Below are 21,801 nucleotides of genomic sequence, written 5' to 3' on the forward strand. Positions count from 1 at the left end.
GACGGTATGTTCGATTTGACTGGCTTCCAGCGTGATATCGTCTACGTCATCGCGGGGCGGGAAGACCCGACTGGTGTCGCAGTCAAGGAGGGACTGGGTCGGTGCTACGACGTCGAAATAAACCACGGGCGTCTCTACCCGAACCTCGATACGCTCGTCGACGCTGATTTGGTGGTGAAACGGGCCAAGAACGACCGCGCGAATATCTACAAACTGAGCGACCGGGGGATCACCGCCCTACGAGAGCGGCGCCAGTGGGAGAACAAACACCTCAGAAAGAGCCAGGCCGTCATCGGATAGGGAGAGTCGATACGAGAGACGGCAGGTGGACCACCAGCGACGTGATCACACCGACGGTGCCAGTAATCTCCTCTGATACTCACAAAACCTATTTATAACTCCGGGCTCGACACAATTCTTGTTGATGAACTCAGCGGACTGCAGAAGCGGTGAGAACGCCCAACAGGACGCTGACAGGGTCATGCGACACGAGTACGACTGGTCGACGACGAAACCGAGTGTGGCAGTGGTCAGGTCGGTCGCACTCGCCGCGGATCGCGATCCGAGGGACCTAGAAATCCTCCAGCAGGTGGTGGACACGGACGGACTGGACGCGATCATGAAAGCGGATAGCACCGACAGCTCGGGTCCCAGCATTATGTTCGGGTTCGCCGGATACGAGGTAACCGTTCACAGCGACGGGTTCCTCGTGGTCCGACCCGCCGAATCCGACACGGTGTGACCCTCCCTCACCTCACGGCTTCGGCTCGGACTGTAAACTGACGGTCCCGTCCGAATGCGAGTACGTGATGCGGTCCGAGGCGACGAGCGCCGGGATGTGACGATCGTACAGGTTCAAGTACGTGGCCCGGAGGTGAGCCGACGACACTTCCCCAACCGCACGACCGGATTCGATAGCTGCGACGTGTCGAGCGATCTCCGTCAGTCCGACCGGGTTGTCGACTTCTTGTAGGACTTGAATCACATACTGCCGCCGCTGACAGGGAGCCGTCCGGCTATCGAGCGCACCACTCGTCGGAGTTCCGGTGTCGTTTTCGCTCCCACCCGTCATCGTACACGGATTAAAACATATCCTTAGTAGTTATTAGTCTCCTAAAACCGACACGCGGTGGTTGTTGAGAAGCAGAAAATCGTCTCGAGCGTGGGTAGAGCACGTCCAAAACCGCTCGTCTGCTGGCCGCCAGGTGAAAGCCGGGGCACCCTCGTGAGTATTCACTAACTACGCTCAGGATAGTATACCAATTACTATTCCTACGTGTTCACTGGTAACGAGACATGGGGATCAAGCTCACTGAAGAGGAAATGCGGCGAATCGAGCAGTTCGCGAAAACACCGGCGTACGAACGCACGCCCGAGGCGCTCGTTCCGGACGACGGTGAGGCGGAGTAGTTCCAACGGCGGGTTGTGCGTCCCGTCGGCGCCCGCTACCGGGCGGCTGATTTACACATGAACGGGACAGGAGTCCACACGGACGGGGGGCCCGGCGATAGCTCCGGCGAGGTGCTTGAGGCTGCCGTCACTGGTGGAAAAGTCCCCGTCGGCATTTATGGGCTGGGGACCAGCGGACTTCTGGAAGCGAGCCGGTTCGCGACGCTCACCGGCGACACCGTGGGCGCGGATACGGACGGCAGCATCGTCCGTGCGCTAAAAGACGCACGGGTACCGGTCGGGATACCGGCGGCAGTCGCCGAGCGCGTCACCGGCTGCCTGGCTGACGAGTCGCTTCGCGTGATATCGAACCACTCCGTCGTGGCGGACTGGGCGACGATCCACGTCGTCGCCGTCTCGTCGGGCTCCACACCTGTCCCCGTCGACGAACAGTTCCGGGAACTGCTCCGGGCGGTCGCTGGGGGTCTCCGACCGGGTGACCTGGTCTGTATCACCACGCCGACGCCACCGGGGACGGTTCGGCGGTCCGTCGTTCCGCTCCTCGCGCGCGAGGCGTCCGTCGACGAAAGTCAGTACGGCGTTGCATACTGTCCACGGTGGGCCGGAGGCCCCGAACGGAACTGCCGACTCGTCGCGGGACGGGACCGAGAGAGCACGCGGACAGCGAGGCGGGTGTACGAACTCGCTGCGGACGGCCCCGTGGTCGCGGTGTCCGACCTGACGACGGCAGAGCGGGTCCAGTTGGTCCGTGAACTCGCCTGATTCAGTGCCGGTTGATGGCTACTGTAGTGACGCTGCAGAACTGCTCGCTCACGTCGGAGAACGCTGAAGTACCCACTCAGTCCTGCGGAACTCCTCTCACGCTATCGAGTAGCGGCTCGTCGGTTCGCGTGACGAGCGAGTAGCCGACAGCACAGTTGAGGAGGACTGTCAGTCCGACGAGGGCAGCGAAGACGGCAGCGGACGAGGCACCAGTCAGGGCGAGAGCCAGCAGCGCCGCCCCACCCAGGAGCCCGATGCCGAGAAACAGTCGAGTGTGGTCTGCCGGTTCCTCGTCGGTCCCGTCGAGGTACTCGAAAAGCTGTGGGGCGTTGTCACCGATCTCGACGATCCCACGGTCCTTGTTGAAATCGATGATGTCCATGTCGTCCATCTTCGAGAGGTGACACTGGTAAAGCCCCACGTACACCCGTTTGCGCTGGCTGGAGGTGATCGACTGGACGCTGGTGTCGTTCTCGATCGCGGCGATGTGCTCCGCGAGGTCACTGAGCGTCACGCGCTGCTCCTCGTCCCGTAGATAGTGGAGCACTCGCCGCCGGCGTTCGTTTTTCAGGATTGCAAAAACGTTGTCTAGTGACAGCTCTACCCCCTCTTCCATCTCCTCGGCTTCCGACTCCGCACTCGTCTTCTGCTGTTCTTCCCGTGCCCCAGGTCGTGATTCCGGACTGCGTCGTGAATCGGTACTCATTTCTATTGTTTCTCGTGTGAATCTCTCGTTGACCGCTTCGACTCCACCCGCCTCACCGGCATCCTGTCAATAGAAGAATCATCCTTATAATATCTATCTATAGTAAATACTATACTTATTCTACCTCGCACCGGTAAGATAGTCATTACCTTACGTGGAAGCTAGTAATACGTATCTACGGCACAACCTAGTCACGTTGGGTGGTGGTCGGGCCGCTCTATGGAGTGTACTGGTTCTCCCGACTGTTCTTCGCTCGCGGCTTTCTGAACTGGTGGCCCGCCCGTCGCGCACGAAGTGACCGCAGCTCGTGATTTACGTCGTTTCGGCCCGGATGCGACGGGCGATCCGGAGGGCACGGAGTGCGTCTTGGCCCGTCACTTCGGGGACGGTTCCCTCGCGGTGGCTCGTGACGAAGTCCGACAGTTGAGCCTTCAGGGGCTCCCTGTTCTCGATCATCGGGCGCTCGATGATGTTCTCGTGTCTGAACCGGACGTCGCCATCGTGGTCGACGAACTCGGGCAGCGAGTGGCGATGTATCTCGATCTGTTGGTCGTTGTAGTCCGATTCGATATGACATTCCTCGGTGGTTACCGAGATATCTCGCACCTTCTTCTGTGTGACGCGCGAGGCCGCCAGCGAGCCGAAGGCGCCGGACTCGAACTCGATGTATGCGGAGACACGCTGCCCGTCGGCCGCACCCGTCGCCGCGACGTCTGACACCGGCGAATCGGCCAGTGTGAGCATCACGTCGATGTCGTGAATCATCAGGTCGAGGACGACACCGTCGGTCGGGTCGCGATCTATCGGCGGGCCCAGGCGTCGCGCGTCGAACGAAATCGGCACCTCGCCGGCGAGGATTCGCTTCAGCATACGTACCACCGGATTAAACCGTTCGATATGTCCCACCTGAAGCGTGACGTCCGCCCCGTCGGCCCGTTCACAGAGTTCGACTCCCCGGTCAGGGTCACGGACGAAGGGCTTTTCTATGAGAACGGATGTGCCCGCGTCGATAGCCTCCTCGGCCACCTGGGCGTGAAAATTGGTCGGGACCGCCACCGAAACGACGTCCGCGCGCTCGAACAAAGTCTGCCGGGAGCGAGCGGTCGTCCCGTAGTCGTCCGCGATCGACTCCGCGCGGGTCTCGTCCTGATCGGCCACCCCGACAAGCGTCGTGTCGGGTAGCTCGGCGTACACACGCGCGTGGTGGCTCCCCATCGTTCCCACCCCGATGACGCCTGCGTCTACCGGGGCCTCATTCATTGGTCGGAACACTCCGTGCCCGTGTCTCGGCCGTACTGAACGACTTCAGCGCCGACGCGACGCGTTCGAGCTCGTCCTGTGAGAGCCCCGGATGTACCGGGACGGAGAGTGCCTCCCTGGCCATCCGCTCGGCGACTGGCAACTCCCAGTCGTAGTCACGGTACGCCGGTTCCCGGTGGATCGGCGTGTCGTAGTAGACACCGGTCTCGATGCCGTGTGCCTCCAGATGCTCGGCGAGTGCATCGCGGTGCTGCGTCTGGAGCGTGTACTGGTGGTAGACGTGGCGCCGGTCTCGGGGTTCGACGGGCGGGATGAGCTCCGTCCCTTCGAGCGCGTCGGTGAGTCGTCCGGCGTGTGCTCGGCGCAGTCGGTTGAATTTGGGTAGCTTCTCCAGTTGCACGAGCCCCATACTCGCGGCGACGTCCGTCATCCGGAAGTTATGGCCGACCTGAACCTTCCGGCCTTCGTGCCCGCGTCCGTGGTTGATGAACTGCCGACAGCGCTCGGCGACCGCGGGGTCGTCGGTGACGACGGCGCCGCCCTCCCCGGTGGTCATGTTCTTTGTCGGGTAGAAACTGAAACAGGCCGCGTCGGCGAGCGAGCCGACCGGGTCACCCTCGTACGTCGCACCGTGGGCCTGTGCGGCGTCCGACACGAGCACGGCGTTTTCCTCTGCTGCGATCTCACTGAGTTCGTCCATCGCGGCCGGCAAACCGTAGAGGTGGACGGCGAGGATGGCATCGATGCTTCCGTCAAGGCTCGCGATTCGACGCCTGACTGCGTGGGGGTCGAGCGTGAACGTCTCCATATCGATGTCGGCGAACACCGGCTCTGCACCGGCGAGGCGGATCGCGTTCGCCGTCGCGACGAAGCTGAACGGCGACGTCAGGACGCGGTCGCCATCGCCGATGCCAAGCACCGTCAACGCAGTGTGGAGTGCGGTGGTGCCGTTGCTCGTCCCAACCGCGTGGTCCGCGTTACAGAACGCGGCGAAGGCGTCCTCGAAGGCCTCGACCTGTCCGTTGCTGGCAAGCTGACCGCTCCGGACCGACTCGGCCGCGACCTCGGCTTCCCGGTCTCCGACCCCGACATCGACCAGCGGAACGGTGGCCCCCGTATCCTCCGTCATCTCTGCCCCCGGACCGGTCCGGACGGCCCGCAGTCCCGCCCCAGGGCGGGTCCCCACGCACAATGGCGTTCCGGCGTCCATCGAAAGGTTGCATCAGTCATCTCAATCACAGACAACGAAAGCGAAGAACGGTCTTTGTTATCCACATCTTGACCGACGGCCGGCACGGCACCACCGGCGCAAACCGGCCGACGGGGAACTGATTACGGCGAGCGGTGCTCGTCTGTGATTCTACCACTACCCTGCATATTAGACGGCTGTTATTGGCGATAGCAGGGGTGTAACAAAGGGCGTCTCTCCTCTTCCGTAACGGTAGCGTACTAACCCGGTCAGATGTCCACACCCCACACCACTCCCACAGGAACGATTCCGTGATGACAGAAGGGCAGGAAGCATTCACGCAGGACGAGATATTCGACATTCTGAGCAACGGCCGCCGGAGATACGTTCTCTCCCTGCTCAAACAGGCCGATGGGCCGGTCCACATCAACGAACTCGCGGAAAAGGTGGCTGCCTGGGAGAACGACATCGAGGCCGACGAGCTGACCGACCAGCAATCCAAACGAGTGTACGTTTCACTCTATCAGAGCCATATTCCAAAGCTCGAATCACTCGGGATCGTCGAGTACACCGAAGACGACAATCTCGTCGCCCTGACCGACGAAGCGGATCGCATAGACCGGTTTCTGGGGGACTCTTCGGACGACATCCGTTGGCAGCGAATCTACCTCGGCCTGGCTCTCGCAAGTGTGGCCCTGTCGGTACTCGTGTGGGTGGACATCGAGGCGATCCCGCAGATTCCGCCGTTGCTTGTCGGAATTCTGATCAGTGTGGCGGTGGCGACGACGGCGTTGATCCAGTACGCCTACGAGCGATCCCGGACATCAAGCCCACCGGAGGAGTTCAGCCAACGTTTCTGAACCGCCACTTACCCCTCGTCGAAGACGCCGCGTCCCGCCTGTAGCTCACGCATCGTCGCACAGGCGAGACACGCGTGTACCTCGTCGTTGTTTCCCCCGAAAACACGAACGAACTGCACGGTCACGTATTCGCCACACCCGCGACACCGTCGTTTGACTTGGGGGGACTGCTCGCTCTCTTCGGCGCTGAAACTGCTGTCCATGCCTGGCCGCATCAAAAGTACGAATATATTTCAGTATAGAACGATTACATCGAACGACCTCCGGTAGTCTCTGTCAGGGTCGCCCTGGACCGGCGTGTCGTTCCCGGCCAACTGGCCCGACGAACGGTGGCACAATGACCACCGTCGACACCCGTCCTGTACCGTGAGCGAGGGGTAAGGAGAGAATTACTGAGAAGTAGGGAGTTCAGAATTAAACTTGAGGAAACGAAATAAGCGAGCAAGATCACCTGGTATGAACGAAGCACATCGCAATAATTGGTCGGGGCTCGCGGTCGGCCACTGGCGAACTGGTGATAGCAGGACCGCCCAATGAGTTCAGATTGGGATACCGTCAGCTTCGTCATCAGTTCGCGGTACCGTTCGGTAGTCCTCCGAAACCTCGTAGACGGGCCGGCGACGCCCTCGCAGATCGCCGAACAATCGGATGTCGGCATCGCCCACATCTCCCGTGCTCTGGGCGAACTCCGCGACGAGGGACTGGTCGAACTCCTCGTCTCCGAAGAGCGACGCAAGGGGCGGGTCTACGGCATAACCGAGGACGGGAGCGCGATCTGGGAGACGATCACAGCCGAGAGTCTGATCTGAGAGCGCCGCAACCGGTGTTCAGTCCGGCCGGCCGTTACCCAGCGTATGCACGTGTGCGGCCTCGACGTTGAGTGCACCTCGACCGTCCAGGACGACGAGGTCGCCCTTTTTCCAGTCGATCGACGCCACGTCCTCGTGGTCTGTCGCGATTATCGCAGCATCAAAGTCCGCGAGCTGAACTCTATCGACGTCTACGGCCGGGTAATCCAACTCCGTACAGTCGACGACCGGATCGGCGAGCACGACGAACGCGCCCCTGTCGGCGAGCTCAGCAGCGATGGCCAGCCCAGGGGAGAACCGCGTCTCGTCGACACCGGCGCGGTACGCCACGCCGAAGATCAAGACGTGACTGCCCGCTACTTCCTCACCCGCGTCGGTGAGAAGGTCCGCCAACCGCGAGACGGTCTGGGCAGGCATCCCTTCGTTCACCTCACGGGCCGTGCGGAGGAGCGGCGTGTCGGTTTCACACCCGTTGACGAGGAAGTAGGGGTAGACCGGAATACAGTGTCCGCCGACGCCCGGCCCGGGTCGATGGATTTCACAGAACGGTTGCGTGTTCGCAGCCTGAATGGCTTCTCTTACGTCGATTCCGAGTTCGTCCGCCAGCCCCGCGAGTTCATTCGCGATGGCGATGTTCGCGTCCCGATAGACGCCCTCGAACACCTTGACTGCGGCCGCAGTCCTCGCGTCCGCGACCGGGATCACGTCGTTGTCCGTGAGTTCGTCGTAGACGAGCGAGCCGGCGTCGGTACTCGCTTCGTCGACGCCGCCGACGATACGCGGGTACGCGCTTCGGATGTCCTGGAGTGCACGCCCGCTCGCGGTGCGCTCGGGACAGTGTGCGACACCGAACTCGTCGGCCGAAAGCCCGCTCGCCGCTTCCAGACGTGGACGGACGACCGAGCGACAGGTGCCGGGTGGCACGGTCGACTCGACGACCACGAGGTCGCCCGGTGAGAGCGCAGCCCCGGCAGCATCGACCGCGGCTTCGAGCATCGAGAGGTCCGGGTGGTCGGCCTCGTCCAGCAACGTCGGAACGAGGACGACGTGAATCCTGGCCGCCCACGCGTCGCTCGGGTCGATACTCGCGCGGAAGTCGCCCGTCTCGACCGTCCGTTCGACCAGGTCTGCCAGCCCCGGTTCACGCTCGACAGGACATTCGCCACGATTGATTCGATCGACGCGATCCGGGTCGATGTCGACACCGATCGTGTCGCCGGTCAGTTCGGCGAACGCGGCTGCCAGCGGGAGCCCCATCTTGCCGAGCCCGTACACCGCGACTGGAAGTTCACCCGTTCGTAACGCGTCCCGGAGTGCCTCCGCATCCGCGTCACTGCCGTACAGTTCCGGGCGTCGATGGCTCGAACTCATAGCCAGCCCCGTTGGTTCCATCCATCCCGATTCCGCGAGGTCGCGTTCCGTGCCTGCCGCTCCGGTAGCGCGGTGTCAGCTCCCATCATCCACAGGAGGGTGGGGCAGCGGTTTTGTTATCCGTCGCCTGTTTGAGCGACGACGGCGAACACCGACGCGTTCCGTGCGTGCCCCTCGACGACCACTTGGTGGTAGCCGTATGCCCGCCCCTGGTCGGCGATTGTCGTGTTCAGCTCTTGCCAGGTCCCGTCGTGGTAGTGGACGACCTGTAGGTCAGCGGGATCGTACTCGGCCTGTCCGATCTCGACCGGCAGCCGAACCGTCAGCGGTTCGTTGCCGTCCTCGAAGTACACGTTGGCTGCCGTCACGAACTCGCCCGGCGGGTCGGACACCCGTATCGACTCGCCGTCGCGCGTCGGGACGGTCCGGTCGGGAATCCGATCGAGCCGATCGATCGTCATCTCCTCGGACGTGTGCTCGTAGCTGTGGAGGACGATTTCTCCCATCCCGAGACCGTGTCTGAAGAGGATGTTCGTGCCGTCCTCGAACGAGTTCGTATCCGTGACGGTCTCGACTTTCCGTGACTCGATGAACTCGGGTAACCGTTCGCTGTCGTCGGGCTCGGAGTCGGCCGAGTCAGTCTGTGCGACCGCCGACTCACCTCCGTTTATCGAGACGGTGTCTCCCGACTCGAACTCGACCATCAAGCCCCTCTCGGCCGCGGCCGCGTCGATCTCCACGACAGTCGAGAACGTCTCCGCACCGGTCGAGTCAGCCGCGACGGAATCGTTGCCCGACATGATCTCGAAACCAAGGTCAGTCGGGTCCCGACCCGGGATGTTCAGGACAGCCACCTCGGCGCTGCCCTCGCTGTCGAGCGTCGTGGTCGTCGACTCGCCGGCCTGGACGAACGCATCGGTCGTCGTGATCTCGTATCGGTGTGTCTCACCGGTCCAGGTGTCTTCGAGGACCAGTGAGACGCTCTCCGCCCCCAGGTTCCCAATCTGGTCGAACCAGAGGTATCCCTCGGAGGGGTCACTGTACCAGCCGTTGACCGTCGGCTCTGCGACGGTGTCGCCGTCACTGTCCCGTACGACGAAGTCGTACCTGGTCAGACTGATCGATCCTTCGAAGTGCACCTCAATGTGGCGGTCACCGGAGTCGAGCGCCGTGAACGCGACCGGCGCGCGCTCGATGTCGGGGCCGCCGTCGGCCGACGTCTCCGTCCCGGCCGCCGCCCCCGTTGCACCGACCGTGCCGGCGGTCACGAGCCCCAATACACACAGAACCGCCACCAACCGCCGCGTGCCCGTATGTTCGTGCATAGTTCGTGGTCTCCATCTATCCGGCATTCGTCACACCGCCCGTCCACCCGTCGCGACCCACATGCGCGGATACTCTCGGGTAGCGCCAGAAGCGATATTGTTAGAGACACGGTTCGGGTCGGAGCGCGAAGGTGGGACCGCTACCCAACTCCCACCGACGATGCGCCGGTTCCCTTAGGTCACGGAAAAGCGGCTGGAAAGGTGATCCTACTCATTTCTACGCCGGTAGCGGGTAGCTCGATCGGTGCCCGACGCCCGGTATGATTGTCTTACTATGAGTCCCCATCTCGTGGACTGGCATTGGTAGCTGGTAATTAACTAGTACGTAACTACTGCCGAGTGGGGGCGATCTCTGGAATACTATTATAAGAGTAGCTATCTCCTACTTACTCATGCACCGTCGTTCGGACGATGACTCATGTCGAGATGACACATCATACCGCGCTGAATCACGAGTGAACCGGCGCGGCGACGAGCCGTGCCCGACGGGTGTCTGGTCGCCACAGAGACGGCTCCGTGAGCAGATGTACCGAGCGGGGAAACTGTAATGCTCGGAACTGAATCGGACGAATGGGAGGAGGTTCCGACGGACCCGGCGCCGAGTGATCTCGGGTACGACCTCCTCCAGTTGGACATCACCGAGTCGGCGGCCGACGGCGGCCACTACGTGATCCTCCCACAGGACGACGCGATGCTTCACGACGAGATGTTCATCATCGCTGATACCGACGCCGTGTGTGACCTCATCGATCACGTCTAGCGACAGCGGTGCTGTCGCCCCCGGCCGCTTCTCCCGTGGCCACGACCCAACCGTCCCGAGTAGACCGCACCTGGATCCGGTAGGATACTCTTAACAACCATTCTCCACTCGCTGGTCTACCTGTGAGCGAGAGCTCGGTCGAGACGAATGCCTGACACTCCTACACTCGGACAGGACTGTATCGTGAGCGACCTGGCGGAACTGCGCTCGCCAGAGGGCGAGTCGGCACCGCCGAAGATCGGTGACGAAGCGCACATTCGGTCACATACTATTGTCTATCCCGACGTGACGATCGGCGATCGCTTCGTGACTGGTCATCGGGCGCTCGTCCGCGAACGAACGACCATCGCCGACGACGTCGTGGTCGGCACGGATACCGTCATCGACGGCCACACGTCAGTCGGCTCGGACGTGAGCATGCAGACCGGCGTCTACGTCCCGCCGGAGACGACGATCGGCGACCGCGTTTTCCTGGGCCCACACGCGGTCCTCACGAACGACCCACACCCACTCCGACGGGAGTGTGACCTCGATGGCCCGACACTCGAGGCCGACGTCTCGGTCGGCGCGAACGCGACTGTCCTCCCTGGCGTGACCGTCGGCGAACGCGCGTTCGTCGCCGCGGGTGCCGTCGTCGCCGACGACGTCCCACCCGAGACCCTGGCTGTCGGTGTCCCCGCCGAGACCCGGCCACTTCCCGAACCACTCAGCGGACAGAACCGGCGGTGACGCGTCCGCTCACCCGGTTGCGAGGAGCGTCGCGAGAATCCGACGCCAGTCGTTCCGCGCCGCTTCGTAGGAATGTGTCGACCGAACCTCCGTGACCCGCGCCGTGAGTTCCCGACGCAATTCGCAGTCTTCCAACAGCCGCTCCATCGCGTCGGCCAGCGCCGAGGCAGTTCGCTTCTCGACGACGAGCGCGTTCCACTCGTGTTCCGCGACGTCGGGAATCGAACCGATGCGCGGAACGACGGGCGCGACGCCGGTCGCCATCGCCTCGACCAGCGTCAACGGCATGGCGTCACGCCGTGACGTGAGCACGAACACGCGAGACTGGTGGTAGTACGTCGCCGGGTCGTCGACCCAGCCGGTGAAGGTGACGGAGTCCGTCAGTTCGTACCGTTCGACGAGTTCGCGGGTCGCCTCGGTACGGTCCCCGTCACCGATCATGACCGCCGAGAACACGTGGCCGCGCGCCCGGAGGTCTGCGAGCGCCTCCACGAACCGCGTCGGTGCCTTCTCCCGACTGAAACGCCCGATCCACACGAAGTCGTAGGCCCGCACCGCGTCCTCCTCTGGTGGGGAGTACTCCGCCACGTCGATGGCGTTCGTGAGGATGAAGATCCGCTCCGGGTCGACGCCGGCGTCGACGAGTCTGTCCGTGTGGGTCGTTCCGGGGACCGAGACGGAATCGAACCGGCGGATGAGCCACCGCGGAACCGCGCCGTACCAGGCCCGAGCGTGCTGGTCGATGTCAGCTCCGATGATGCCGAGATGCGTCGGCGTGTCGGTGAGCGCGCCGATGACGAGACCGAAGGTCCCGTAGGGAACGAGCGAGATGGAGGCCACCACGTCGTACTCGTTCCCGATGGCCTCGCGCAGACCGACGAGGAGGAGAAGCGGAATCCCGAGCAGCCGGTAGCCGAAGTCCGGGACCGTCACGAACGAAATCCCGTCCACGTCGTCCGCGTCGTTGATACAGACCATCGTCGTTTCGCCCGCGATATCCGCCAGCGGCTCCCAGTGACGCGCTATCTTTCCGGGGTTCGGATGATCGGAGACGACGAGCACGGACGCGTTCGCTACCCGTTCGTCGCGCTCCGTCCCACCGCTGACGGCTGTACCCTCAGTCGCCATCTGCTATCGGGTACTCCCGTTCGTCCGGTCGCAGGACGTGGTCGGTCGCGATACCGCTCGTGTGTCGCACGTGCGTCGCCAGTGCGTAAGCCATCCAGGCCTGACACCACCGCATCAGTGTGATACGCTTCGTGTAGAAGCGGCGCTGTTCGTGATAGAACTGGCCGTCACCGTCAGAGAGGTTCTCGACAGTCCATCGCAGGATTCGGCCGGCATGGGCACTGTCACCGAGTTGGCTGAAGGTGACGATCCCCTGGGCGCTGGCGTGGATATCACGGGGGTAGACCGAACTCTCGTCCCAGTGAGGGGCTCCGGTATCGTCGAACAGGCCCCGGTAGAACCCGACCGCACGCTCGATGGTCTCGGCGAATCGGTCGTCGTCACAGACTGCCTCGTACCGGAGCAGGGCGTCGATGATGAACCCGTTGTGGAAGTTATCCATCGACAGGTGCGACGACGACGGGTCCTCGGTGTAGGGCCATCCACCGGCAGCCGTCTGATTCGCGGCCACGTAGTCGAGGATTCGGGTCGCCGACTCCCGGTAGCGGTCGTCTCCGAACACGGCATGGAGGTCGAGGAGCAAGCGCGCGCCGAGCGCGTTGGCATTTAGCGTATACATCTCCCCTGTGTCGTTGGGTTTGTACTTGATACGGGCACCCGCCGGGACGCGCTCGTAATCCAGGTCCTCGTACACGAACTCGGCAGCGGAGCGCGCGGTCTCTCGGTAGCGCCCGTCACCGTACTCGGCCGCCGCCAGCAGGGCCCGGACTGCCTGTGCCGTCCCGACGACTCCAGGCACTTCCGGCAGCGTTCGGTTGTGTAGCCCCTGTACCGGGTGGTTGTGGCCGCCACAGTAGCCGCTGTACCCCGAGGGCGCCTCCGTGAGCAGCCAGTCGGCGAGTCCCAGTCCCTCCGACCGGAAGGTCTCGTCGCCGGTCAAGTCGTACGCCGCGAAGTTCGCCAGGGCGAACAGCGCACCGCCCATGAAGTTCCGCCGCTTCTCGACGAGCAGTGGGCGACGGAGGTTCACCGGCGCGCGTCGGACGACCTGCTGGAAACACAGGTTCACCCACTTGCTCTCGATCGGGAGCAGTCCCAGGAGACGGCTGCTCTCGCCGTCGTAGAGGTCCCAGCCGGTGTAGTCGCGCTCGCGTCCGTACGCGAGCACCTTCAGCAGTTGCGATTCGGCCAGTGACTCGCCGTCACTCCCACCCGAACCCGCTCCCGAATCGGTCCCATCGACGGCGTCTCGACGGACGCCGGAGTGCGAGTCCACGCCCATACTATTCGAGGTACCCCAGGTCGGCTAGTCGCCGTTCGAGTTCGTCGCTCTCTTCGGTCGCTGTCGCGGCGTCCGGGTCCAGCGGCGGCCGCGTTCCCGAATCCGGAAGGCCGGTCTCGAACGCCGACTCGATGGCCGTCCCGTCGACGTCACGCGGCACCGGACAGCCGAAGTACCGAAGGACGGTGGGCATCACGTCGACGAGCGACTGTGTTGCCAACTCCTGTGCCTGGATGTCCGGCCCGTGGAGGAGAACGATGCCGTCCCTGTGGTTCCCGGAGGTCCAGGACGTGACCTGTCGCTCCACCGGCGACGGCGTGATCCCGCCGTATATCTCCCATCCCTCGGCCGGGACGAGCATCAGGTCGGGCGCCGCCGATAAGTGGTCGCCGTGGTACACCTCGGCGGCCTCGTGGACGCGCTTCAGCGGGGTCTGGCCGTCGAAGGTGAGGGATGCGAGCTCATCCCGGAGCCGGTCCCTGAACGACTCGGCCTCGGCCCCGAGCAGGTCGCGGTTGACGTAGACCGGCCCCTGGCTGAGGGCGAGGGCCTTCGAGTTGGCCCAGTCGACGCGGTCGGCCAGCTCGAAGGTCGGAACCGGGTAGCCGGACTCGACGATGCGCTCGAACAACGGGTCCGGGAGTACCGCACCGCCGACTCTGGCTGCGGTCCGGGGCGAGATACCGAGCCGTTTCAGCGTGTCGTACATTCGTCCGGTCACCCCGTCAGCAGCCGAATCCTCGAACTCGAGGTAGCCCTGGTCGACGAGGTACTTGTTGACGACGAAGGTCTGGTCGATGTGTGCGTGGCCGTGGTCCGAGTAGACGAGTTTCGTGAGGTCGTCGGGGAGCCGTCCAAGGTACTCGTCGATGATGCGCCACCCCTCCGCCGTCTCCGGTCCGTCGCCGAACTTGTGCTGGAGGACGTTGATGTAGAACAGCGTCAGGTGGACGTAGTCGTACTCGTCGGCTTCGAGGAGGTCAAGGAGGAACTCGAATCGGGATCGGATGAGGTCGTAGGTCGCTTCGAGGCCGCCGCTGGCGGTCACGTCGTCGATTCCGATTCGCCAGTCGTAGCGGTCCCTGAGTTCGTCCTCGAACGCCGGCGGATGCGTGATGGGGTCCGCCACGTCGAACTCGAAGGGCGCCCCGAACCCGCCCACCATCAGCCCGTCCGTGGCTGGCGGCGGGTAGGTCATCGGGACGTTGACGATAGCGGACCGGTGGTTCTCCTCCGAGAGGTAGTCCCAGACGTCCGCGGTGTCGAACGACCGGGCGTCGGGCGAGGTCATCGCCCCCGTCTCGCGGTCGAGGTCGAGCCACCAGTAGACGCCCAGCTTGCCGGGGTTCTTCCCGGACGTCGAACACCGCCAGGCCGGACAGGTGACCGGCGGGTGGACGCTCTCGAGCGTCCCGGTCGCACCGGTCTCGACCAGCCGCTCCAGTGCCGGGAGTTCGTCGTCGGCTATCATATTGGTCAGCTTGTGCCAGGCAGCCCCGTCGAGGCCGAGCGAGAGCAGTTCGGTCATCGTAGTTTCCGGTAGATGTCCGAGGCGACGTTCATCGTCCGGGTCCCCTGCTCGATCTCGTAGTAGGGCACGAGATCGGGGTTAAATTTCGCCTTGTATTCGGAGATGCGATGCGTGTTCGCGCCCGTGAGGTCGTAGGTCTTGACGCTGTGGTCGATACCGTCCTGGATCGCCCGCCAGTGGATGAGGTCGTTTATAGGCACCTGGGCGTCCGGCTTGCCACCGCCCTGCCAGTAGAACATCCTGTCGTCGAGTGACGGTACGATCACGCCGCCGAGCCACTCCCCGTCGTAGGAGCCGACGTACGGACGCAGTTGGCCGTCGGGCAGCGCCTCGTACAGATCGGCCACGTATTCTGTCGTGATCTCGTAGGACTTGTCCTGGGCCTCGAATCGCGCCCTTACCTGTTCGAGGATGAAGTCGATCGCGTCGACACCGCCCTCGAACACCTCGTAGTCCTCGTCCTCGTGCCGGCGGATGTGCGACCGAAGGTTGCTTCTGAACCCCTCGAACACGGCTTCTCGCCCCTGTGTGAGGTCGAGTTCGTACGTGAACCGCGGGGAGACGTCGTATCCAGCCCACTGGAACGGCCGTACGTCGTCGTACGCCGGCACGGTCTCGACGTGGGTGTACTTGGGATCGATTTCGTCGGCGAGCCAGTCGAGGCAGCCGTCGACGAACCGCTTGTTCCGCCGGTCGCGTTTCTTCCGTTTGAGCTTCCGGTAGTTGGTCGACACCGGTCCCAGCGACGGGACGCCGTGCCGCGGCGGCGGCGAGAACACCGTGGACACGGGTCCCTTCCGGAGTTCGAAGACCGGAAAGAGGCCGACCATCTCCTGTCCCTTGTACCCGACAAGCGAGTGCACGGTCGCGTCCGCGTGCGTTTCGAGCACGTCGAGCACCGCCGAGCGGTGGAACACCGTCCCCATCTCGGAGCGGGCCACGTGGTCGTCCCAGTCGACCGACTCCCTGTCCGCGACGCGTTCCACCTCAATGCTCATGCCTACCCCCTGTCGCCTGGGGACCCGAAGCGACTGTCATGAATAGCTACCTGTGAGGGGTCCTGGGAACGACTTGGTTATACTCTCGCTACCCTCGACACCCGCTCCGACGGATTCGGCCGTTCGTCCGTCCAGCGATGGCTCCTATCCGGACTGCAGGGGGACATTCCGGTCGGTCAGGGCGATCAGTTCGCCGGGCGACCCGACCCACGCGTCCGCCTCGACCGCGCGCCGGAGCAGGTAGCGGTAGAGGGAACGGTAACCCGGGAACTCCGTCTCGCTGAAGTATCGCGGGTGCCAGAGAACGGTCATCACGGCATCGTGGCGTGCGGCCGTTTCCAGCAGGCGGTCGACGGTCGCGCGCGCGTCCCCAGGCCGGTCCGACGGGTCCGGGAGCGCGACCTCCATCGCGGTCAGCGGGAACACGAGAAACCGACCGTCGTCGTCGGTCAACGGGTAATAGCCGTGCTGAAATCCCACGCTGTCGGCGTCGCCGAGCGTCGCGTCGTACGTCAGCCCGGCCGCTCGGTGGTGGTCCCAGGTCCGTTCGTCGAGCGTCATGTGGTGGTGGCGACAGCCCCGGACCTCGTGGCCGAGTACCGATTCGAGCACACGTTTCTCGGCCGCGAACCGCTCGGGGTCGGACGCGGCCCTCCGGGACCCGTGGAGGCCGATCTCCCAGCCGCGGTCGTCTAGGTCGGGAATGACCCCACGAATCGGTGACGCGGTCAGGTCGTACCGGCCGAGGTGTTCGATCCAGTTCTTGAGGCGGAACCACGACCGCGGCTCGTGGGCCCACAGGGGGGGCTCGGTCAGGAAGTAGAACGCCGAGCGAACGCCGAAGCGGTCCTCGATGTCGGTGATGGTCTCGAACTGCCAGTACGGGTTCACGCCGGGTCGCAGGTCCCGGAGACGGTCGATCGACCGCTCTCGAACCGCATCGTAGACTGCCTGATAGGTCTTGAACGGCCGGTCGACGTCGTGGGTGAGGCACAGTGCGAACTCGCCGGGCACCGACGCTGCGAACTTCGACAGAGATTGCATACCCGTCTACTCGGCCCCATCGTTCCGCCCTGTTTTGTTATGAGACTACTACCACTACTGCCAGGAGCGAAACCGGCTGACGATGTGTCCGAACAGGCCGAGCCCGGGCCGCCCGTCACCCACCCACAGCGCTAGCGCAGTGCCCAGCAACCCTGTCTCGAGGAGGAGATACCGGACCGCTTCGGGGCGGGCGAGAAAGGTCTGGTACCGCCCGAGGTAGTACAGCGTCTCACCGATCAGGCCGGCGGACGTCCCACCGGGTGCCTTCGGGACCAGCGGCCAGAGGAGGGCATCGAACGACGGCTGTCCACCGACCGTCAGCGCCGCGTAGAGGGCATCACCCGGTAGGTGGCACAGGTACGGGACCACGAACGCGACCGCGAGGCGGCGGTCGCCGCGGCCACGCCCCCAGGCGAGGACAACCAGACTGAGCGGGACGGCGACGAACACCGAGTGTGCCAGCGTCGTCCCGCTCGGGAGGACCGAGAAGGTCCAGGCCAGTGGCTTGTCGACCAAGTCGGGGAACTGCGACCCGAAGAGCACGGCTGCGAATAGCCGGTCGTCGACGCGACACGCGCGGCGTCGCCCCAGCAACGAAACGACGATGTACCCCACGGCGAAGTGTTCCCACGGCCACATTCAGTCGGCCTCCCACGAACGGCCCCGGACAGAAGTTACGAGACTGGCGACGGATGGTGCGTAACGCGTCGGCACGCTCGCACCCAGACGCTACGCGTGCTTGGTTAGATAGTCAATACCAGCACGGCGAGGTCGGTAGGAGCATCTTTCCTGGGCAACAGCGCCCCGTCGTCACGGTTGGAGTGGTGGATGTGGCGATGTGTCAGATCGGAAGTCGGTCGCGCTTCGGGGCGGCGATGCCGTTACAGTCCAATCGGGGAAGGTCGCGCACGGCGAATCCGTCATGAAACGTACCCACCGGGTCGCAAGTTGTCCATAACAAAGCCTGCATCGGGTCTTCTTGTGGTCAATGCTGGTGGCTTCGACGTGGTACTGACGGAACTGGACTCTGTCTCTAGTCCGTGTAGTCCTCGGACGGGAGCGGCCGGATAACCGATGTACGATCAGTCTCGCGTCGCCGTGGTGGTCCCGGCGTACAACGAGGAAGGGCTCGTGGGGACGGTCCTCCGGACGATACCGGAGTTCGTCGACTACGTGTACGCCATCGACGACTGTTCGACGGACGGTACGTGGGACGAAATAAAACGGTACAGCACCCACGTCCGCCCGGACCCGACGGCGGAGCTGCCCGACGTCGATGCCGTGACTGACGCTGGGCCCGTCATCGTCGCGCTGCGGCAGGCGGAAAACCGTGGCCGTGGTCACTCCATCAAAACAGGCTACCGGATGGCGCTCAGAGACGGTGCCGACGTCGTGGCGGTCATGGACGGCGACGGTCAGATGGATCCGGACGAACTGGACCGTATCATCGAGCCGATACTCAAGGGGCGGGCCGACTACACCAAAGGCACCCGCCTGCAGGACGGCGATCACGTCGCCGATATGTCCAACTGGCGGCTGTTCGGCAACGTCCTGCTCTCTGTGATCACCAACTTCTCAAGCGGTTACTGGGGGCTGCTGGACTCCCAGAACGGGTATACTGCCATCTCACGGACCGCACTCGAGGGCATCCCGATCGACGAACTCTACGACGGGTACGGCTTTCTCAACGACATCCTCACGATGCTGAATATCGGGGGCTTCCGTATCGCGGAAGTGCCACATCCGGCCGTGTACGACGACGAGGAGAGTGGTATCGAATACTCGTCGTTCGTCCCCGCCGTGTCTCTGCTCCTGCTGCGGAACTTCTTCCATCGGCTCCGGATGCAATACGTTGCCGAGGAGGTGCATGTGACGGCAGTCTGCTACGGTATCGGTTTCCTCGTGCTGCTGTTCGGCGTTGCCAACGGCATCGGTGCGCTCCTGACGGCCGGCCGCCTCCTCTTCGCCGAGTTCGCCGTGCCGCTCCTCGTGTTAGGGCTGGTACTCTGTCTCGTCGGGGTCGTGCTGGACATCCAGTACAACGCAGGACGCGCGTACCAGTCCGACCCCCGGCCCGAACCGAGCCAACAGTAAGCGAGCGGTGTCCCGTCGACGGACCGCCGTCAGAGCGATTCGCTTCCCGACACTCTGGACTCGACCTGCTCGAACTCGCTGACGCTCCCGAGGTTCTCGGCGGTGTCCACGATGAGATCGGTGAGGTTCACGTGCGACTCGATGTACTCGCGCCGTCGCTCGCGCCAGGTAGCCTTCGCGCCGGGGTCTTCGAGGATGGCCTCTGCGGTTTCGACGGCTTCTTCGAACGCCGCGATGTTGTGCACGAGTCCTTCGTCGGCGAGTTCGACGAAATTCCCCATATCGTCGTCGCCGACCCAGGAGTTCGACCGGATGGACGGCGTCCCGAGCAACGCCGCCTCGGTGACGGTGGTCTGTGAGTCGGCAACGAGCAGGGCGGCCTCTGCCAGCGCGTCGTGTAGGAGCGCCGGATGGAGGTCGAACGGTCGCGCAGGACTGTCGGCGAACTCGAACTCGCCGCCCTCGTCGGAGACGAAGACGGTGGCGTACTCGGCGAGCCTGTCGACGAACGTGCGGCGCTGTGTCGGCGAGAACCCGCCCTCGCCCACGTCGTGGTGCGAGCCCCACGCGTTGAACCGGAGGAGGACGTACCGCTCGTCGGGCCCGACCCCCAGTTGCGAGCGGACGTTGTCGTTCGGCTCGTACACGTCCGGGTGGAGGTACGCCGTCTCTTTGAATCCCGAGAACTCGTAGTGTTTGTCCCCGAGGTGCTTCCGGAACGGATGGGGTGTGAGGATAGCGCGTGCGAAGGGTTTCGAGACGAGATGGTCGAGCGTCGTCGGCTCGGAGTCGAGAATGAGGACGACCGGGGTCCGGGAGAGCAGCCCGGCGTGGGCGGCGTACCCGCCCATGCCGAAGAGCAGGTCCGGGTCGAAGCGACGAACGGCACGGAGGATGCGGAGGTAATGCTTCGGGAGTCGGGCGAACAGCGACGACTGTGACGTCCCACAGTGCCCGTAGATCCGGTAGGGGAGATCGTAGTACTCCAACAGCGCTTTCGTACAGCCGTAGTCACGCCCGAGCACGCGAACCGCGTGGCCGCGGTCCTGTAACCGCCGCACAGCGTGTTTATAGAGGTGCACGTGGGCCGGCGTGTTGGTAAATACGACGTATCTCATAACTGCTCCGAATCCGGGAACCGTGTCGTGGTAACTACTCGGTTCCTACCGCGGTGGTATCCGTGCTTCTCTGACCTGACTTTCGGCCGGAAACGACCATTGAGTCGCGATATCCGTCGTCACAGCCGCTCGTCGAGCCCTCAACATACGGGGACCGGTGTAGCCGGCGACTACTTTTTTGGATGCCGATGGATTCCAAGTCGGATGACATACCGCATCGCAATCGTCGGGGCCGGGGAGTCACCGGAGGACCCGGACAGTGACGGGTTCGCGATGGCGTACAGACACGCTGCCGGCTACCGGCGTCTCGACGACTGTGAGATCGTCGCCTGTGCCGATATCGTTCCGGAGAACGCCCGGCAGTTCGCCGACGAGTTCGACGTCGACGGGGTGTACGAGGACTACGAGCGGATGCTCGCCGAGACCGACCCGGACATCGTCAGCGTCACCGTCCCGCCGGCCGTCCACGCGGAGATCGTCACCGGCTGTGCCGACCACGGTGGCATGGACGCTATCCACTGTGAGAAGCCGATGGCGACGACCTGGGCAGACTGCGAGGAGATGGCCCGGGCCTGCGAGGACGCCGACGTCGAGCTGACTATCAATCACCAGCGCCGCGTTGGACCGACGTACGAACGGGCCAAGGAACTCCTCGACGACGGGACCATCGGCGACCTTCAGCGAGTGGAGTGTTCGGCCATGAACCTCTTCGACGCCGGCACGCACGTCTTCGACCTCGCCGGGATGTTCACCGACCAGGCGACGCCGGACTGGGTCCTCGCGAACGTCGATTACCGCGAGGAGAACCGCTGGTTCGGTGCCCACAACGAGAACCAGGCGATCGCACAGTGGCGCTACGAGAACGGGGTCCACGGGCTCGCCTCGACCGGCGAAGGGAGCGACGCCGTCGGGTGTTACGTCCGCCTGATCGGCACCGAGGGCCGTATCGAGATCGGCGTCGACGACGGGCCGCCGCTGCGGGTGCGACACGGCCGAACGCTCGGGTGGAGCCGGATCGACACCGGCGAGAACATGTGGGGCGACACGCTCCATCCGACCTGGAAGGCGGCCGTCGCGAAGGTCTCGCGGGCCCTCCCCGGCTTCCCGGACGAACCGTTCCCGCAACCGTCCCACGTCGAGCGCGCCATCGAGTCGGTCGTCGACGCCGTCCGCCGCGACGGCGTTTCACCACTCTCCGCGAAGAACGCTCTCCAATCGACGGAACTCGTCTTCGCGAGCTGGGAATCGGCCCGTCGTCGCGGTCGGGTCGACCTGCCGCTCGACATCGAGGACAACCCGCTCGAAGCGATGGTCGAAGCCGGGATGCTCCCCGTGGGGAGGGACGATGCCGACGGCGATGGGGACATCAAACAGCCGCTTGGCTCGCGTACTGACGACGATTGACGCCGAACCCGACGACGAAAC

General features: G+C 64.0%; 23 protein-coding genes. 9 read left to right on the plus strand and 14 right to left on the minus strand.

Annotated features, from left to right (window positions below; all coding sequences use genetic code 11):
- The first annotated feature begins 6 nt into the window (after positions 1-6).
- Together MUG96_RS07925 and MUG96_RS07930 are read left to right on the plus strand one after the other, a co-directional pair.
- The gene (locus tag MUG96_RS07925) at positions 7-300 is read left to right on the plus strand and encodes a PadR family transcriptional regulator (RefSeq protein ID WP_246988132.1); all 294 of its coding nucleotides are present in this window, start codon (positions 7-9) and stop codon (positions 298-300) included.
- Positions 301-424: 124 nt separating this feature from the next.
- Positions 425-742 (plus strand): HalOD1 output domain-containing protein, encoded by a 318-nt coding sequence (locus MUG96_RS07930; protein ID WP_246988134.1) that lies wholly within the window; start codon positions 425-427, stop codon positions 740-742.
- Positions 743-754: 12 nt separating this feature from the next.
- Here the strand turns inward: MUG96_RS07930 and MUG96_RS24395 are convergent, their stop codons facing one another.
- The gene (locus MUG96_RS24395) at positions 755-1,072 is read right to left on the minus strand and encodes a DUF7344 domain-containing protein (RefSeq protein WP_443984566.1); all 318 of its coding nucleotides are present in this window, start codon (positions 1,070-1,072) and stop codon (positions 755-757) included.
- 395 nt (positions 1,073-1,467) lie between these two features.
- Between MUG96_RS24395 and MUG96_RS07935 the strand changes: the two genes are divergently transcribed.
- Positions 1,468-2,172 carry a Rossmann-fold NAD(P)-binding domain-containing protein gene (locus MUG96_RS07935; RefSeq protein ID WP_246988136.1) on the plus strand — a complete coding sequence of 235 codons (705 nt, stop codon included), beginning with the start codon at positions 1,468-1,470 and terminating at the stop codon, positions 2,170-2,172.
- Positions 2,173-2,248: 76 nt separating this feature from the next.
- Here MUG96_RS07935 and MUG96_RS07940 read toward each other — a convergent pair whose 3' ends face one another.
- The 3 genes from MUG96_RS07940 to MUG96_RS07950 form a co-directional block, all read right to left on the minus strand.
- Positions 2,249-2,878 carry a DUF7344 domain-containing protein gene (locus MUG96_RS07940; protein WP_246988138.1) on the minus strand — a complete coding sequence of 210 codons (630 nt, stop codon included), beginning with the start codon at positions 2,876-2,878 and terminating at the stop codon, positions 2,249-2,251.
- A 312-nt stretch (positions 2,879-3,190) separates the two neighbouring features.
- The gene (locus MUG96_RS07945) at positions 3,191-4,138 is read right to left on the minus strand and encodes a Gfo/Idh/MocA family protein (protein ID WP_246988140.1); all 948 of its coding nucleotides are present in this window, start codon (positions 4,136-4,138) and stop codon (positions 3,191-3,193) included.
- On the minus strand, positions 4,131-5,267 hold the full coding sequence (locus MUG96_RS07950) for a DegT/DnrJ/EryC1/StrS family aminotransferase (protein ID WP_246988142.1): 1,137 nt from the start codon (positions 5,265-5,267) through the stop codon (positions 4,131-4,133). The genes MUG96_RS07945 and MUG96_RS07950 overlap by 8 nt, the downstream gene beginning before the upstream one ends.
- A 374-nt stretch (positions 5,268-5,641) precedes the next feature.
- On the opposite strand from MUG96_RS07950, the gene MUG96_RS07955 reads away from it, so the two are divergent.
- Positions 5,642-6,187, plus strand: a complete 546-nt coding sequence (locus MUG96_RS07955; protein WP_246988144.1) for a DUF7344 domain-containing protein — start codon at positions 5,642-5,644, stop codon at positions 6,185-6,187.
- An 8-nt stretch (positions 6,188-6,195) separates the two neighbouring features.
- Here MUG96_RS07955 and MUG96_RS07960 read toward each other — a convergent pair whose 3' ends face one another.
- Positions 6,196-6,402: a DUF7563 family protein gene (locus MUG96_RS07960; protein WP_246988146.1), complete on the minus strand. Its 207-nt coding sequence runs from the start codon at positions 6,400-6,402 to the stop codon at positions 6,196-6,198.
- A gap of 318 nt (positions 6,403-6,720) precedes the next feature.
- Between MUG96_RS07960 and MUG96_RS07965 the strand changes: the two genes are divergently transcribed.
- The gene (locus tag MUG96_RS07965) at positions 6,721-6,996 is read left to right on the plus strand and encodes a winged helix-turn-helix domain-containing protein (RefSeq protein ID WP_246988148.1); all 276 of its coding nucleotides are present in this window, start codon (positions 6,721-6,723) and stop codon (positions 6,994-6,996) included.
- Between the two features lie 18 nt (positions 6,997-7,014).
- Here MUG96_RS07965 and MUG96_RS07970 read toward each other — a convergent pair whose 3' ends face one another.
- Positions 7,015-8,367: a nucleotide sugar dehydrogenase gene (locus MUG96_RS07970; RefSeq protein ID WP_246988150.1), complete on the minus strand. Its 1,353-nt coding sequence runs from the start codon at positions 8,365-8,367 to the stop codon at positions 7,015-7,017.
- A gap of 116 nt (positions 8,368-8,483) precedes the next feature.
- On the minus strand, positions 8,484-9,692 hold the full coding sequence (locus MUG96_RS07975; RefSeq protein WP_246988152.1) for a hypothetical protein: 1,209 nt from the start codon (positions 9,690-9,692) through the stop codon (positions 8,484-8,486).
- 547 nt (positions 9,693-10,239) lie between these two features.
- Here MUG96_RS07975 and MUG96_RS07980 point away from each other — a divergent pair.
- Positions 10,240-10,452 carry a hypothetical protein gene (locus MUG96_RS07980; protein ID WP_246988154.1) on the plus strand — a complete coding sequence of 71 codons (213 nt, stop codon included), beginning with the start codon at positions 10,240-10,242 and terminating at the stop codon, positions 10,450-10,452.
- 147 nt (positions 10,453-10,599) lie between these two features.
- On the plus strand, positions 10,600-11,181 hold the full coding sequence (locus MUG96_RS07985; protein WP_246988156.1) for an acyltransferase: 582 nt from the start codon (positions 10,600-10,602) through the stop codon (positions 11,179-11,181).
- A gap of 9 nt (positions 11,182-11,190) precedes the next feature.
- Here the strand turns inward: MUG96_RS07985 and MUG96_RS07990 are convergent, their stop codons facing one another.
- The 6 genes from MUG96_RS07990 to MUG96_RS08015 form a co-directional block, all read right to left on the minus strand.
- Positions 11,191-12,309, minus strand: coding sequence for a glycosyltransferase family 4 protein (locus MUG96_RS07990; RefSeq protein ID WP_246988158.1), 1,119 nt, complete (start codon positions 12,307-12,309; stop codon positions 11,191-11,193).
- Positions 12,299-13,591, minus strand: a complete 1,293-nt coding sequence (locus MUG96_RS07995) for an antibiotic ABC transporter permease (RefSeq protein ID WP_246988160.1) — start codon at positions 13,589-13,591, stop codon at positions 12,299-12,301. The genes MUG96_RS07990 and MUG96_RS07995 overlap by 11 nt, the downstream gene beginning before the upstream one ends.
- Before the next feature lies 1 nt (position 13,592).
- A complete protein-coding gene (locus tag MUG96_RS08000; RefSeq protein ID WP_246988161.1) occupies positions 13,593-15,119 on the minus strand; it encodes an alkaline phosphatase family protein in 1,527 nt (508 codons plus the stop codon).
- Positions 15,116-16,120 carry a lipid II:glycine glycyltransferase FemX gene (locus tag MUG96_RS08005; protein WP_246988162.1) on the minus strand — a complete coding sequence of 335 codons (1,005 nt, stop codon included), beginning with the start codon at positions 16,118-16,120 and terminating at the stop codon, positions 15,116-15,118. Before MUG96_RS08005 ends, MUG96_RS08000 begins: the two co-directional genes overlap by 4 nt.
- 144 nt (positions 16,121-16,264) lie before the next feature.
- Positions 16,265-17,164, minus strand: a complete 900-nt coding sequence (locus MUG96_RS08010; protein ID WP_246988163.1) for a polysaccharide deacetylase family protein — start codon at positions 17,162-17,164, stop codon at positions 16,265-16,267.
- Positions 17,165-17,218: 54 nt separating this feature from the next.
- Positions 17,219-17,803 carry a metal-dependent hydrolase gene (locus MUG96_RS08015; RefSeq protein WP_246988164.1) on the minus strand — a complete coding sequence of 195 codons (585 nt, stop codon included), beginning with the start codon at positions 17,801-17,803 and terminating at the stop codon, positions 17,219-17,221.
- Positions 17,804-18,238: 435 nt separating this feature from the next.
- Between MUG96_RS08015 and MUG96_RS08020 the strand changes: the two genes are divergently transcribed.
- On the plus strand, positions 18,239-19,258 hold the full coding sequence (locus tag MUG96_RS08020) for a glycosyltransferase family 2 protein (protein WP_246988165.1): 1,020 nt from the start codon (positions 18,239-18,241) through the stop codon (positions 19,256-19,258).
- A 29-nt stretch (positions 19,259-19,287) separates the two neighbouring features.
- Here the strand turns inward: MUG96_RS08020 and MUG96_RS08025 are convergent, their stop codons facing one another.
- On the minus strand, positions 19,288-20,376 hold the full coding sequence (locus MUG96_RS08025; protein ID WP_246988166.1) for a DUF354 domain-containing protein: 1,089 nt from the start codon (positions 20,374-20,376) through the stop codon (positions 19,288-19,290).
- Between the two features lie 204 nt (positions 20,377-20,580).
- Here MUG96_RS08025 and MUG96_RS08030 point away from each other — a divergent pair, with 204 nt between their 5' ends.
- Entirely contained in the window at positions 20,581-21,780 is a 1,200-nt protein-coding gene (locus MUG96_RS08030; protein WP_246988167.1) for a Gfo/Idh/MocA family protein, read from the plus strand.
- Positions 21,781-21,801: the final 21 nt, after the last annotated feature.

The sequence above is a fragment of the Halorientalis marina genome (assembly GCF_023028345.1).
Classification (GTDB): Archaea; Halobacteriota; Halobacteria; order Halobacteriales; family Haloarculaceae; genus Halorientalis; species Halorientalis marina.